Below are 13,067 nucleotides of genomic sequence, written 5' to 3' on the forward strand. Positions count from 1 at the left end.
ACACTTTCGATAGTCGTCATTGACGCCAGTGAGTGTTGCAGCGGTCATTCCACTACTTGATCGAGCATATGCATGACTTCCTGCTCATTGAGCAGGCCTTTGCGCACCAGGTTTTGCGCCAGCAGCGAGAGAAACTTGGCGCTGCGATGGCCTTCCAGGTGTTTGAGCTCGGTCAGTGCGTTGTACACCTTGCTGGAAGTGCACAAGCCGACAATGCGGTGCGGGTTTTGTGTGGGCATGAGGTCGTCCTTGTTTTTATCAACCTGTTGTTTACGGACAGATCCAAGCTTGCGGGCCTGTCATGACATAAATATGACTGACTTTATCGGTCGGTACTGTCCCGACAGCGACCTTGGCGAGATTTATTCAGACTTCGCCCGCCCAGCGGCCACAAAAAAGGCCCCGCTGTTGAGGCGGGGCCTGATGAGTCAGTTACCAGCGGTCGCCACGGTAATAACCATGGGGAGGGCCGTAATAGCCGCGCGGTGGGCCATAGTAGCCGCGTGGTGGACCGTAATAAATCGGTGCCGGGCGGTAGTACATCGGTTGTTGCACATAGACCGGCGCCGGCTGGTAATAGACAGGCGGTGGCTGTACATATACCGGTTGAGGTTGAACGTAAACCGGCTGTTCTACATACACCGGCCGGTCGCGACCAATGATTGCCGAGCCGATGATTGCCGAGCCGACGATCGCACCAAACACAGCCGGACCTTCCCAGCCACGACCACCTGCTTCTGCCTGCCCTGCGATAGCGAGAGCACCGATCAGCAAGGCTACTGTGGGGATTTTACGGATCATGATAAGTCCTCGGTTCTTCGACCCGGCGCTTGCGTCTGCAATAGACACAAGTTGTCGCGGGGATACTTCTAAGACAGCGATTTTTTGAAAATCAGCACAGCCGTTGGGTAAATTTTGTGTAAGGTCTGTACCGGTTTCTTTACGGTGCTGTCTGGTACAGACATACCCTTATGATCGACCACAATCGGGTGGAATTGTTAATTCCGTCCATCTGAAAGTGCTATTGAAGGAGATTCGGATGCAGATGAACCCCAACAAAGACACCCAGTTGTGCATGTCACTCTCGGGGCGCCCCGGTAATTTCGGCTTGCGGTTTCACAATCATCTGTACGAACAACTGGGGCTGAATTTTTACTATAAGGCCTTCAGCAGCCAGGACCTGACGGGGGCTGTCAGCGGCATTCGTGCGTTGGGCATTCGGGGTTGCGGCGTGTCGATGCCGTTCAAGGAGGCCTGTATCGCGCTGGTCGATGAGCTGGATGCATCAGCTGAGGCTATCCAATCGATCAATACTATCGTCAACACCAACGGCCACCTCAAGGCCTACAACACCGACTACATTGCCATCGCCCAATTGCTCGAAACCCACCAGGTGCCCAAGGAGTCGACCTTTGCGTTGCGCGGCAGCGGCGGCATGGCCAAAGCCGTGGCCAGCGCCTTGCGCGATGGCGGCTACAACAACGGGCTGATCGTGGCCCGCAACGAGCGCGCCGGGCGTGCCCTGGCCGAATCGCTGGGCTACCAATGGCAGGCGGAACTGGGCGCTCAACGCCCGCAGATGCTGATCAACGTCACGCCGATCGGCATGACCGGCGGCCCGGAAGCCGATCAACTGGCGTTCGCCCCTGACGCCATCGCTGCCGCCGAAACAGTCTTCGATGTGGTGGCGATTCCCTCGGAAACACCGCTGATCGTGCGCGCTCGTGCCGAAGGCAAGCGGGTGATCACCGGGCTGGAAGTGATTGCCATCCAGGCGCTGGAACAGTTTGTGTTGTACACCGGCGTGCGGCCGACCGATGAGCAGTTCCAAAAAGCCGTGGCGTTTGCCCGGGGCTGAATTGCGACTATTGGTTGCCCGTACCGGCCCCTTCGCGGGCAAGCCCGCTCCCACAGGTTCTGCGCTGACTTTGCGGGAGCGGGCTTGCTCGCGATTGCTGCGACTCGGTCTCCAGTCATTGCCGCGAATATCCCGGCCTATACTGCTCGCCAGCAAGCGAAGACTTGCTCTCCAGCTACCGCCACCGAGGTTCTCATGCATCCCGCCATTCTCAACCTGGATCAGGTCGATCTAGTGCCGCTGCCCGAAGGTTTTGCCCCCACCGGTGACGCTGCCGGCCGCTATCAGCAACGCCTGGCCCGCATTGGCCAGCAATTGGGCGCGCAAAAGCTCGGTTATCGGTTGTATGCCCTGGAGCCCGGCATGCGTGGCAGTCCGTTTCATAGCCATCGGGTCAACGAAGAGATGTTCTACATCGTGGCCGGGGAAGGGGAGGTTCGCCTTGGCGCCGAACGCTTTCCGATCCGCGCCGGGGACGTGATCGCCTGCCCGGCGGGCGGTCCTGAAACCGCGCATCAGATCATTAATAACAGCAACGGCGAATTGCGATATCTGGCGGTCAGCAGCCAGCAATCACCGGACATTTGCGAATACCCGGACTCCGGCAAATACGTGGTGATGGACGACTTCAAGGTTGATGCCCAGGGCAACGCATCAGGTTTCGCTGTTGTCGCCAGGCAAGCCGATGGCGTGGATTATTGGGACGGGGAGTAGACGCATCACAATGTTGACGCGGGAGCAGCAGTCTTAATGGCTCTTGTGACCACTGAAGATCCAATGTGGGAGCGGGCTTGCTCGCGAAGGGGCCATCACATTCAACATTGATGTTGACTGACACGCCGCCTTCGCGAGCAAGCCCGCTCCCACATTCAGATTTTCGCGACCGATCTATTCGAGGCGCGCCAGGCGTTCTTCCAGCGCCGCGATCCGTGCTTCAAGCTCTTCGATTCGCTCAACCGACACACCGCTGCTGGCACCACGCTCCACCGGGTTCTGCCGGGCAGCCAGGATCGCTTCGATATCCGCCGGATCGCCCAGTGCATGCATGTACCGGTCTTCACGCTGGCCGGCCTGGCGCGGGATCAACAGTGCCAGGCCTCTGGCGATCAAGCGCTCCAGTTGATGCACCACCTGTTCGGCATCTTCGAAGTCATGCATGCGGCCGCTGCGGGTCAGCAGTTCGTTGACCGTCTGCGGACCGCGCAGGAACAACAGCCCCGTCAGAATCACCTGGGCCGGCACCAGTTCCAGCGCCTTGTCGACCCGATGTTCCCAGCGGTCGGCACGGCTGCCCATCACCAGCCGGGTGAAGCCGCGACCTTCAAGGGCCCGCAGGCTCTGGCCGACCTGGCCCTGGCTGAGGTTCATCACCGGTTCGCGGCTGGTTTTCTGGTTGCAGGCAATCACCAGGGCATTGAGGGTCAGCGGATAGGTTTCCGGGCTGGTGGCCTGTTTTTCGATCAACGAGCCCAGAATGCGGATTTCCGTGCTATTGAGCCGCGGTTCGTCGAAGGTCGTCTCTTGTTCAGTGCTCATCGCGCTTTTCCCTAGGCAGTCGAGCCGCCTAGCCTAATCCTTGCTGGATAAAAGACAAGTCGCAGGGCGCGCCGGCATGGCTATAATCGCTCCACGTTTTTTACTCCTGTCACCACACGAGACTGCCATGACTATTTCCCTGTACGCCGCTTCCGTTCCGGTTTTCCAGCAAATGCTCAACGCTTTGAGCAACAACCTGAGCAAGGCCGAAGCCCACGCCACTGCAAAAAACATCGACCCGAACGCGTTCCTGCAGGCCCGTCTGTACCCGGACATGTTCCCGCTGGTGCGTCAGGTGCAGATCGCCGTTGATTTCGCCAAAGGCGTTTCGGCGCGTCTGGCTGAAGTCGAACTGCCGAAATACGACGACACCGAAACCACCTTCGCTGAACTGCAAGCATTGATCGCCAAGGTCCTGGCCTTCATCGGCGAGATCAAGCCGGAGCAGATCAACGGCAAGGAAGGCATCGAGATCGTGACCCGTCCAGGCACTCCTAAAGAGAAGCGCTTCACCGGTCAGGCTTACCTGCTGAGCTATGGCCTGCCGCAGTTCTTCTTCCACGTCACGACCGCTTATGCGCTGCTGCGTCACAACGGTGTGGAAGTGGGCAAGCGCGACTACATGGGCGCGTTCTAACCTCCCAGGTACAAAAAAGCCCGCCAAGGTGTAAGCCTTGGCGGGCTTTTTTCGTCTCGCCCTCTGTAGGAGCCAGGCTTGTCGGCGAAATGTGGGAGCGGGCTTGCTCGCGAAGGCGGTGTATCAGGCAACGATGATGTCGACTGACACTCCGTCTTCGCGAGCAAGCCCGCTCCCACAGGTTGCGCGCCAGTCTGGCTCCTACAGGTGCGTTTTTATGCCAGACGCTGGGCTTCCCGGGCTTTCTGGGTCTTCTGTTCCTCACCCTGGCACGCCGCCGCGGTGAACAGCACGTCGGTGGAGGAATTCAGCGCGGTTTCCGCCGAGTCCTGCAACACGCCGATGATGAAGCCGACCGCCACCACCTGCATGGCGATTTCGCTCGGGATGCCGAACAGGCTGCACGCCAGCGGAATCAACAGCAACGAACCACCCGCCACGCCCGAAGCGCCACAGGCACAGATCGCCGCGACGATGCTGAGCAGGATGGCCGTCGGAATATCCACGGCGATGCCCAGGGTGTGCACGGCGGCCAGGGTCAGCACGGTGATGGTGATCGCGGCACCGGCCATGTTGATGGTGGCGCCGAGGGGGATCGATACCGAATACGTGTCTTCGTGCAGGCCCAGACGCTTGCTCAATTCCAGATTGACCGGAATGTTCGCCGCCGAACTGCGGGTGAAGAAGGCAGTGATACCGCTCTCGCGCAGGCAGGTGAGCACCAGCGGATACGGGTTGCGGCGCAGCTTCCAGAACACGATGACCGGGTTCATCACCAACGCCACGAACAGCATGCAGCCCAGCAGCACGGCCAATAGATGCATGTAGCCGATCAACGCACCGAAACCGGAAGTGGCCAGAGTCGAAGCCACCAGGCCGAAGATCCCCAGTGGCGCAAAGCGGATCACCAGGCGCACGATCACGGTCACGCCATTAGACAGGTCGCCCAGCACTTCGCGCGTCGTCTCGCCGGCATGGCGGATCGCAATGCCCATGCCGATCGCCCACGCCAGAATGCCGATGAAGTTGGCGTTCATCAGTGCGCTGACCGGGTTATCCACCACGCTCAGTGCCAGGCTTTGCAGCACCTCGCTGATGCCACCCGGGGCAGTCACCGCGACGTCCTGGGTCGACAGCACCAGGCTCGACGGAAACAACGTACTGGCGATCACCGCCACCACGGCCGCGGCGAAGGTGCCCAGCAGGTACAGAAACAGAATGGGCCGGATGTGGGTTTCCTGGCCGTGCTTATGGTTGGCAATCGAAGCCATGACCAGCACGAACACCAGAATCGGCGCGACAGCCTTGAGCGCCGAGACGAATACTTTGCCAATGAAGGCGGTGGATTTGGCCAACTCAGGCGCGAACAGGGCCAGGGCAATCCCGGCGATCAGGCCGATGATGATTTGCGTGACCAGGCTGCTGCGTTTCAGGCGTTGCAAGAGAGAAGGAGATGAAGCGGTCATAACGGTATCTCTGATTTTATTAGGGTGCAGGGTTCCTTGGCTCATGCAGCAAAAAGCCGGGCAGGCCACATGGAGGGAACCGAAGAAGGTCGCCACATCAATGCCAGTCAATGGCCGATGAGCAAGGTGTAAGTACCGCAGGGTCGCGAACTTTATCACAGCGTAGCCGCTATCCTTCAGACGTGTGACGATCTGCCGCCCGATTGTTCGACGAGATTTGCAGGTTCGTGCAACCTCGTTTGGAAACACTCTGTTAAGCTTCGCCATCCTCATTTTCTAGTTCTGCCAGTGGGCCTTCGGGCTATCGCTGGTGTCGTCGTTTTTCTGGAGTTTTGCATGCTGTTGCCCATTCTTCTGTTGTCCGCCGCCGGTTTCACGGTGCTGACCACGGAATTCATCATCGTCGGCCTGTTGCCGGCAATCGCCCGTGACCTGGACGTCAGCATCCCTCAAGCGGGTTTGCTGGTGACCCTGTTCGCGTTCACCGTGGCCGCGTTCGGGCCGTTCCTGACGGCGTACTTCGCAAGGTTCGAGCGGCGCAAACTGTTCATCAGCGTGCTGATCATGTTCGGCCTGGCCAACACACTGGCGGCGCTGGCGCCAAACATCTGGGTGATGGCCATTGCCCGGTTGATCCCGGCGCTGGGGTTGCCGGTGTTCTGGGCGTTGGCCAGTGAAACCGCGGTGGACATCGTCGGCCCGGACTACGCCGGACGTGCGATTGCCAAGATCGGTTTCGGCATCGTCTGCGCCACGGTGTTCGGCATCCCGGTGGGCACGTTGATATCCGATGCATTCGGCTGGCGCAGTGCTTTCGGCATTCTGGCGGTGATCGCGTTTGCCAAGGCGCTGCTGCTGTTTATCTATCTGCCGAAAACCAGCCTGCACCAGCATCAGGTGAGCTTGCGTTCGCAGTTCAAGATCCTGCGCAGCCCGCTGATGCAGGGCCATGTGTTGTTGTCGATTCTGGTGTTCAGCGGCATGTTCACCGCTTACACCTATCTGGCGGATATCCTTGAGCGCCTCGCCGGTTTCAACGGCACGGTGGTTGGCTGGTGCCTGATGGGCTTCGGCGCGGTCGGGTTGATCGGCAACTCGCTGGGCGGCCGCGCGGTGGACCGTCACCCGCTGATCGCTTCGGTGACGTTTTGCGCGTTCATGATTGCCGGGATGGTGGCGTTGGTGCCGAACATTCATTCGCCGCTGGGGCTGGCGGCGGCGATGGGGATCTGGGGCGTGACCCAGGCGGCGTTGTTCCTGGTCAGCCACGTGCGTTTGATGAAGGCTGCGCCTGAAGCGCCGGCCTTTGCCGCGTCGTTGAACATTGCCGGGGCCAACCTGGGAATCGGCCTGGGCGCCATGATCGGCGGCCGGGTGATCGACAGCGTTGGCCTGCAAGGCCTTGGTTTTGCGGCCGCCGGTTTTATCCTCATGTCGATTCTGTTGGCCATGGCGCTGATGACCTTCAAGCCCCGGGAAGTCTGCGCCTGAGGCTTCACATTTCGGTGAACAGCTCGCGTCGGGCACCTTCGGTAATGGCAACAATGCCGGGGTGCATGACCTTGCGTTCCACCGAAATGGCGTAGAACGACTCGCGCACCGCATCGGTCTGGCCGATCAACGCCACACCGCATTGGCGTTTCACCTCGTCGGCAATCACGCTCGGGCCGATGAAAATCCCGCTGCCGGATTGGCCGAAAGCCTGCATCAAGGCGCTGTCGTCGAACTCGCCGACGATTCGCGGCTGGATCTGCTGTTCGGCAAACCAGCGCTGCAAGCGACTGCGCACCACGGTTTCCGGCCCGGGAATCAGCAGCGGTGCACCGTGCAGGCTGCGGGGGAAGTCCTGGCCATACTGCGCCGCCAGTTCGTCAGTGGCGAAGAAGCTGATGCCGCATTCGCCGAGTTTCTGGCTGTAGCCCTTGATGTCCAGATGCGAGGGCATCGGGCTGTCGGAAATCACCAGATCGAGGCGTTGAATCGCCAGGTCGGCGAGCAAGCGCTCCAGTTTGTCTTCGCGGCAGGTGATGCGCAGCGGCTCGCTCAACTCCATGGTCGGCGCGATCAGGCGATAGACGATGGATTTGGGCACCACATCGGCGACGCCGACCCGAAACAGAATCTGTTGTTCATTGGGCTGCGCCCGCAGCATCAACTCCAGCTCGCCCCCGAGCTGAAACATCTGCTCGGCGTAGGGCAGGGTCTGACGCCCGGCTTCGGTGAGTTCCAGCTGCCGACCGACTCGGCGAAACAATTCGATGCCATAGGTTTGTTCGAGCAGGGAAATCTGCCCGCTGATGGTCTGTGGCGTCAGATTCAATTGCTCGCACGCACGCACGATGCTGCCGGTCTTGGCCACCACCCAGAAATAATGCAGCTGGCGGTAATTCAACATGTGGGTGAATTCCCTTGTTCACATGACATCTGTGTTTGGATTCGTAAAAACCGAAGTATAACCGCTGAAAATACGAATTTTCCTGAAGTGTTTGCTTCCTTAGACTGCCTCGCTATCGACGGAGAGCCTTTCGGGGTCTGTCTGTTCTATTGAGGAGAGCGCCATGAAACTTAAAACCACCGCACTACTGATCACGTCTTTACTGGTGTTGGCCGGTTGCGACCAGGCCGAGAAAAGTGCTCAACAATTGATGGGCAAGGCCGCCGAGAGCGCCAAACAGGCAATTGACGATACCCACAAAGCCGCCGAGCAAGCATTGAGCGACGCCACGGGTGGCCTGATCAGCAAGAAAGAACAACCGGCCAAAGAAACGGGTAAAACCGGCTCTTCGTCCCAGGAAATCTAAACCGTCTACAACGAGTCAGGACTGACCCATGGAATACCTTTTAGAACTTGCTGCAAGCCCCACTGCCTGGGTCGCCCTGGCCACGCTGGTGGTGATGGAAATCGTGCTGGGTATCGATAACCTGATCTTCATCTCGATCCTCACCAACAAACTGCCCGAACAGCATCGTCAGAAAGCGCGGCGCCTCGGTATCGGCATGGCGTTGATCCTGCGCCTGGCGCTGTTGAGCACCATCGCGTTCATTGTTCAGTTGACGGAGCCTGTGATCGAGATTCTCGGCCACGCGTTCTCCTGGAAGGACATGATCCTGATCGCCGGCGGCCTGTTCCTGTTGTGGAAAGCAACCACCGAGATCCATCACAGCATGGACCCGTCGCCGGAAGATCCGACGTCGGCCACTTCGACCGTGACCCTGGGCTTTGCCGCCGCGATCGGTCAGATCCTGATGCTGGACATGGTGTTTTCCATCGACAGCATCATTACCGCTGTCGGCATGACCGAGCATTTGCCGATCATGATCATCGCGGTGGTGGTGTCGGTCCTGGTGATGTTGCTGGCTGCAGACCCACTGGCCAGGTTCATCAACGACAACCCGACGGTGGTGATGCTGGCGCTGGGCTTCCTGATCATGATCGGCATGACGCTGATCGCCGAAGGTTTCGGCGCCCACGTACCGAAAGGCTACGTGTACGCAGCCATGGCGTTCTCGGCGACGATCGAAGGCTTGAACATGTTGTCGCGTCGGGCCAGGCAGAGGCGCGTCGCCGCTGAAGCTTAACCTGCGTTAAACGAAACGGCCGCCTGAACTCGAAAGAGTCCAGGCGGCCGTTTTTTGTCTTTATGGCTGAAAAGCGTCAGTCAGTGCGCGGTGGCGGGGTGTGCGCACGGTTTATCGGTTTTCGCCACAGGCGCCAATGGAGTCGGGTGGTGATGCCGACGGGTAATCCGCAAAACGCCCCACAACATGGCGGCAGCCACCGCCAGCCAACCGGAAATCAACATCACAATGGTCATTGTCAGGCTCATCGGTGCCTCCTCATTGCCCTGCATCGGGCGCACACTCTTCCTTGGTAACTGACAGTCTAGCCGCTGCTGTATTTCAGGCTATTGACCAAAGGTCGTCTGTCACCAACCCGTTCGCTCTAACGAATGCAATCGACTGCAGGTTAAGGCTATACCGCTGACGCGCGGCGTCCTATGATCGACGGCCAAGCCGGCTGCGCGATCGCCTGGCGTCCAGACAAGAGAGTGATGATGGTGCGGGTATTTTCTCGAGTTCGATCTTTGGTATTGATCGTTGGCTGTGTGGCTGGTCTGACTGGCTGCGCGGGGAGCGTGGCGCCTGAGATCAAGCGTCTGCCGGAACGTGTCGAGCTCAGCGGTACGTTCTACCGTGGGCAAAACTATCAAAGCGGACCCCAAGTGTTGGCCAGTTTGCTGTCTCAGCAGGGCATCGTGATAACCCCGGGGTTACTCGACAAGCCTCTGCATTTGCCGGGCGCCGAAGACCGGTTGCAGGAGAACATGCTGAACCTTGCCCGCGAGTACGGGATGGTGGTCTATCCCCTCGACAGCCAATTGCCAGCATTGCTGACCCAGGTCGCGGCCGGTTATCCGGTGATGGTGCGCTTTACCGAGGGCTCGGCATTCTGGGCGGGGCCGCGATACGCGATTCTGGCCGGTTACAACCGTCAGAAGCAGACCGTGTTGCTGCGCGCCGGGATGGAACATCGGTTGCTGATGGGGTTTGGCTCCTTTGAGTCGGCATTCGAAAATGCCGGCGGCTGGGCCGTGTTGATCCAGAAGCCGAACCAGATTCCGGCCAACGTCGATCGGCAGCGCTGGCTGAACGCGGCGAACGATCTTGCTCAATCGGGCCAGGAGCAGGCGGCAGCCAGGGCGAAGAAGGCACTGACCGCGCAGTAGTTTCCGTTTGTCATCTGCCGGGCACTACTCGGCGTTGTTGGCCTCTGATGTAAAGGCCCGGGTTTCCTCGCCGGGCCGTGACCAGGAGGCGTCCATGGCTCAATCCAATACCCCCGTCGGCCCACACTCGTCTGAGCATTCGTCCGATAATGAATTGGGGTTCGACCCCGATTCCCCGGACCTCGCCGATCCTCAGGTCGACCCCATCGGCCCTGCCAAGGCGCCCAAAGACATAAAACCGGGTGAGGAGGGCAAGAAGCCGCCTGCGAAGCCTTACGACCCGCTCGGTAATCTGAAACCCAAGTCTTAGTCAGAGGTGCATATGTCTACCGATTCGAGCTTTGACGACAAACATCCGGACCCTCCAGAAAACGTTCCAACAACCCCCGAGTCGGACCTGGACCCGGTGTTGGATCCTGACAGCCCGCTCAGGGATCCCTTGGCCAGGCCGACCGTGGTGCCGACGAAGCATCCACAGGGCTGGAAAGACCCGAGTGCCGGAGATGGCATTCCGGATGACGATCAGATGCCGTTGCCCAATGATTGACCGCCAGACGAAAAGCCCCGATTATTCGGGGCTTTTCGTTTACAGATGTTTCGACCTTATTTTGAAGCTTCGATCACACCGCTCTGGCGATGTTTGAGGTTCTTGTCGGACTTGTATTGCAGGGCGACGGACGGCACGTTGGTGCTCTTGCCGGTTTCGACCCAGCTGCGAATACGGGTCGCATCGGCAAAGTGTGTGTACTTGCCGAAGGCATCGAGAATGACCAGCGCAACCGGACGGTTGCTCATGCTGGTCACCAGCACCAGGCAGTGACCGGCCTCATTGGTAAATCCGGTTTTCGTCAACTTGATGTCCCAGTTCGGTTTGTTGATCAAGTGGTCGGTATTGTGGAAGCCCAGGCTGTAGTTGGGTTTACGGAACGTAACGGTTTTCTCCTTGGTGGTGCTCAACTCGGTCAGGAGCGGGAACTTGTGCGCGGCGATCAGCAATTTGCTCAGGTCGCGGGCGGTGGACACGTTGCGTGGGGAGAGGCCCGTCGGCTCGACAAAGTGGGTACTGGTCATGCCCAGGGCCTTGGCTTTGGCATTCATGGCGGCAATGAACGCGACATAACCGCCCGGGTAGTGATGGGCCAGGGTCGCGGCGGCACGGTTTTCCGATGACATCAGGGCAATCAGCAGCATCTCGCGGCGCGACAATTCGCTATTGAGTTTGACCCGGGAAAACACGCCTTTCATTTCCGGGGTGTCGCTGATGTTGACGGAAATGTATTCGTCCATGTTTTGCCGGGCTTCCACGATTACCAGGCCGGTCATCAGTTTGCTGACGGACGCGATGGGTACGACGACGTCGGGATTGCTGGCGTAGATGACTTTGTTGGTCTGCAGATCCATCAGCAGAGCACTGCCGGAAGCGATTTTCAGTTGTGCGGTGTCTCGTGGCGCTGCGGTGGTTTCAGCAGCGTTGACGGTTGGCGTGATGAAAGTCCCTGTAAATGCAAAAAAAAGACTCAGGATGGAAAGGCGGATTTTCACGCTGGCAGACTCGTAAAGGGTGGATATACCGTTCTGTAACGGGCTGTTTCTTAAAAACGACGCATTTTAGGAGTATGTGCCAGGAAAGCCATAGGCGCCTGTAATGCAGGGGGTAAAAGTGAAGAATATTTAATGCTGTAACCTTTTTCTTACTATTTGGCTTTGCAGTTGTGCGACCTCTGGCCGTCGGTCATCGAGGTGTTTGCTACAGGCAAAAAGAACCCCGCGCTGGGCGGGGCTCTTTTGGGTGGCGCTGTGTGTGAGCGAGAACTCAGCTATGCAGCGTTTCGGCGGCGTATAGCGTATTTTCCAGCAGGCAGGCGCGGGTCATCGGGCCGACGCCGCCCGGTACCGGAGTGATCCAGCCGGCGCGGGGCAGGGCAGTTTCGTAGATCACGTCACCCACCAGCTTGCCGTCTTGCTGACGGTTGATGCCGACGTCGATCACGATCGCGCCTTCCTTGATCCATTCACCCTTGACCAGCCCCGGCTTGCCGGCGGCAACCACCAGCAGGTCGGCGCGACCGACGTGGCCGGCCAGGTCCTTGGTGAAACGGTGGGTGACGGTCACGGTGCAACCGGCCAGCAGCAGTTCCATTGCCATCGGACGGCCAACAATGTTGGAAGCCCCGACAATGACCGCATCCATTCCGTAAAGATCGGCACCGGTGCTTTCCAGCAGCGTCATGATCCCTTTGGGCGTGCACGGGCGCAGCAGCGGAATGCGCTGGGCCAGGCGGCCGACGTTATAAGGGTGGAACCCGTCGACGTCCTTGTCGGGACGAATGCGCTCCAGCAATTTGGAGGCGTCCAGGTGTTCAGGTAAAGGCAGCTGAAGCAGAACGCCGTCAATTGCCGGGTCGTCGTTCAGGCGATCGATCAGATCGGTCAGCGCTGCTTGAGTGGTTTCGGCAGGCAGGTCATAGGCTTGGGAAAGGAAGCCGACCTCTTCACAGTCTTTACGCTTGTGCGAGACATAAACCTGAGAGGCAGGATCGCTGCCGACCAGGATCACCGCGAGGCCGGGCGTGCGCAGGCCTTGCTGGCGACGCTCGGCGACTCGTTTGGCGATCTGCTGGCGCAGGCTGGCGGCGATCGATTTGCCGTCGATTAGTTGTGCAGTCATTGCGCGTGATTAACCATCGAGAGGGGAAAAAAAGAGAGCGCATTCTCGCATGTCATGAGGTGAGGGCAAAGGCGCTTGGTCTGCAAATTCCCCTAAGCCCTTTAATTAAATGAATTTTTTTTAAAAAGGATTTGACGACCCTCGGGGGGCTCTATACTATTCGTCGCACTTGTCG

At 59.0% G+C, this 13,067-nt stretch carries 17 protein-coding genes; 9 read left to right on the forward strand and 8 right to left on the reverse strand.

The features are described from left to right. Positions 1 to 44: 44 nt before the first annotated feature. Together PSH64_RS09930 and PSH64_RS09935 are read right to left on the reverse strand one after the other, a co-directional pair. Positions 45 to 239, reverse strand: a complete 195-nt coding sequence (locus PSH64_RS09930; RefSeq protein ID WP_105344118.1) for a hypothetical protein — start codon at positions 237 to 239, stop codon at positions 45 to 47. A 193-nt stretch (positions 240 to 432) separates the two neighbouring features. After that, positions 433 to 801 (reverse strand): hypothetical protein, encoded by a 369-nt coding sequence (locus PSH64_RS09935; RefSeq protein WP_105344116.1) that lies wholly within the window; start codon positions 799 to 801, stop codon positions 433 to 435. Positions 802 to 1,039: 238 nt separating this feature from the next. Here PSH64_RS09935 and PSH64_RS09940 point away from each other — a divergent pair, with 238 nt between their 5' ends. Together PSH64_RS09940 and PSH64_RS09945 are read left to right on the forward strand one after the other, a co-directional pair. Continuing rightward, the gene (locus tag PSH64_RS09940) at positions 1,040 to 1,858 is read left to right on the forward strand and encodes a shikimate 5-dehydrogenase (RefSeq protein ID WP_305480571.1); all 819 of its coding nucleotides are present in this window, start codon (positions 1,040 to 1,042) and stop codon (positions 1,856 to 1,858) included. A 195-nt stretch (positions 1,859 to 2,053) separates the two neighbouring features. Beyond that, a complete protein-coding gene (locus tag PSH64_RS09945; RefSeq protein ID WP_305480572.1) occupies positions 2,054 to 2,572 on the forward strand; it encodes a cupin domain-containing protein in 519 nt (172 codons plus the stop codon). Between the two features lie 174 nt (positions 2,573 to 2,746). Here PSH64_RS09945 and PSH64_RS09950 read toward each other — a convergent pair whose 3' ends face one another. Then, complete coding sequence (locus PSH64_RS09950; RefSeq protein ID WP_305480573.1) at positions 2,747 to 3,394, reverse strand: YceH family protein; 648 nt, start codon at positions 3,392 to 3,394, stop codon at positions 2,747 to 2,749. Positions 3,395 to 3,521: 127 nt separating this feature from the next. Between PSH64_RS09950 and PSH64_RS09955 the strand changes: the two genes are divergently transcribed. Next, positions 3,522 to 4,031: a DUF1993 family protein gene (locus PSH64_RS09955; protein ID WP_095633963.1), complete on the forward strand. Its 510-nt coding sequence runs from the start codon at positions 3,522 to 3,524 to the stop codon at positions 4,029 to 4,031. Positions 4,032 to 4,246: 215 nt separating this feature from the next. On the opposite strand, the gene sstT is transcribed toward PSH64_RS09955, so the two are convergent. Continuing rightward, positions 4,247 to 5,497, reverse strand: coding sequence for a serine/threonine transporter SstT (sstT, locus tag PSH64_RS09960; protein ID WP_105344099.1), 1,251 nt, complete (start codon positions 5,495 to 5,497; stop codon positions 4,247 to 4,249). A 336-nt stretch (positions 5,498 to 5,833) separates the two neighbouring features. Between sstT and PSH64_RS09965 the strand changes: the two genes are divergently transcribed. Next, positions 5,834 to 6,988, forward strand: a complete 1,155-nt coding sequence (locus PSH64_RS09965) for an MFS transporter (protein WP_305480574.1) — start codon at positions 5,834 to 5,836, stop codon at positions 6,986 to 6,988. A gap of 4 nt (positions 6,989 to 6,992) precedes the next feature. Here PSH64_RS09965 and nhaR read toward each other — a convergent pair whose 3' ends face one another. Further along, positions 6,993 to 7,892 (reverse strand): transcriptional activator NhaR, encoded by a 900-nt coding sequence (gene nhaR, locus PSH64_RS09970; RefSeq protein WP_105344095.1) that lies wholly within the window; start codon positions 7,890 to 7,892, stop codon positions 6,993 to 6,995. Between the two features lie 163 nt (positions 7,893 to 8,055). Here nhaR and PSH64_RS09975 point away from each other — a divergent pair, with 163 nt between their 5' ends. Further along, the gene (locus tag PSH64_RS09975; RefSeq protein ID WP_105344093.1) at positions 8,056 to 8,298 is read left to right on the forward strand and encodes a hypothetical protein; all 243 of its coding nucleotides are present in this window, start codon (positions 8,056 to 8,058) and stop codon (positions 8,296 to 8,298) included. A 28-nt stretch (positions 8,299 to 8,326) separates the two neighbouring features. Then, entirely contained in the window at positions 8,327 to 9,076 is a 750-nt protein-coding gene (locus PSH64_RS09980; RefSeq protein WP_105344091.1) for a TerC family protein, read from the forward strand. Between the two features lie 80 nt (positions 9,077 to 9,156). Here PSH64_RS09980 and PSH64_RS09985 read toward each other — a convergent pair whose 3' ends face one another. Beyond that, positions 9,157 to 9,324 (reverse strand): hypothetical protein, encoded by a 168-nt coding sequence (locus PSH64_RS09985; RefSeq protein WP_244914223.1) that lies wholly within the window; start codon positions 9,322 to 9,324, stop codon positions 9,157 to 9,159. Between the two features lie 171 nt (positions 9,325 to 9,495). Between PSH64_RS09985 and PSH64_RS09990 the strand changes: the two genes are divergently transcribed. The 3 genes from PSH64_RS09990 to PSH64_RS10000 all read left to right on the forward strand — a co-directional run bounded on the left by PSH64_RS09990 (position 9,496) and on the right by PSH64_RS10000 (position 10,771). After that, complete coding sequence (locus PSH64_RS09990) at positions 9,496 to 10,224, forward strand: hypothetical protein (protein WP_105344088.1); 729 nt, start codon at positions 9,496 to 9,498, stop codon at positions 10,222 to 10,224. 94 nt (positions 10,225 to 10,318) lie between these two features. Further along, on the forward strand, positions 10,319 to 10,534 hold the full coding sequence (locus PSH64_RS09995) for a DUF6021 family protein (RefSeq protein ID WP_105344086.1): 216 nt from the start codon (positions 10,319 to 10,321) through the stop codon (positions 10,532 to 10,534). Between the two features lie 12 nt (positions 10,535 to 10,546). Then, complete coding sequence (locus PSH64_RS10000; RefSeq protein WP_105344084.1) at positions 10,547 to 10,771, forward strand: hypothetical protein; 225 nt, start codon at positions 10,547 to 10,549, stop codon at positions 10,769 to 10,771. 56 nt (positions 10,772 to 10,827) lie between these two features. Here PSH64_RS10000 and pbpG read toward each other — a convergent pair whose 3' ends face one another. Continuing rightward, positions 10,828 to 11,766, reverse strand: coding sequence for a D-alanyl-D-alanine endopeptidase (gene pbpG, locus PSH64_RS10005; RefSeq protein ID WP_105344082.1), 939 nt, complete (start codon positions 11,764 to 11,766; stop codon positions 10,828 to 10,830). 271 nt (positions 11,767 to 12,037) lie between these two features. Then, positions 12,038 to 12,892, reverse strand: coding sequence for a bifunctional methylenetetrahydrofolate dehydrogenase/methenyltetrahydrofolate cyclohydrolase FolD (gene folD / locus PSH64_RS10010; RefSeq protein ID WP_305480575.1), 855 nt, complete (start codon positions 12,890 to 12,892; stop codon positions 12,038 to 12,040). Positions 12,893 to 13,067: the final 175 nt, after the last annotated feature.

The sequence above is a fragment of the Pseudomonas sp. FP1742 genome, assembly GCF_030687145.1.
Taxonomy (GTDB): domain Bacteria; phylum Pseudomonadota; class Gammaproteobacteria; order Pseudomonadales; family Pseudomonadaceae; genus Aquipseudomonas; species Aquipseudomonas frederiksbergensis_D.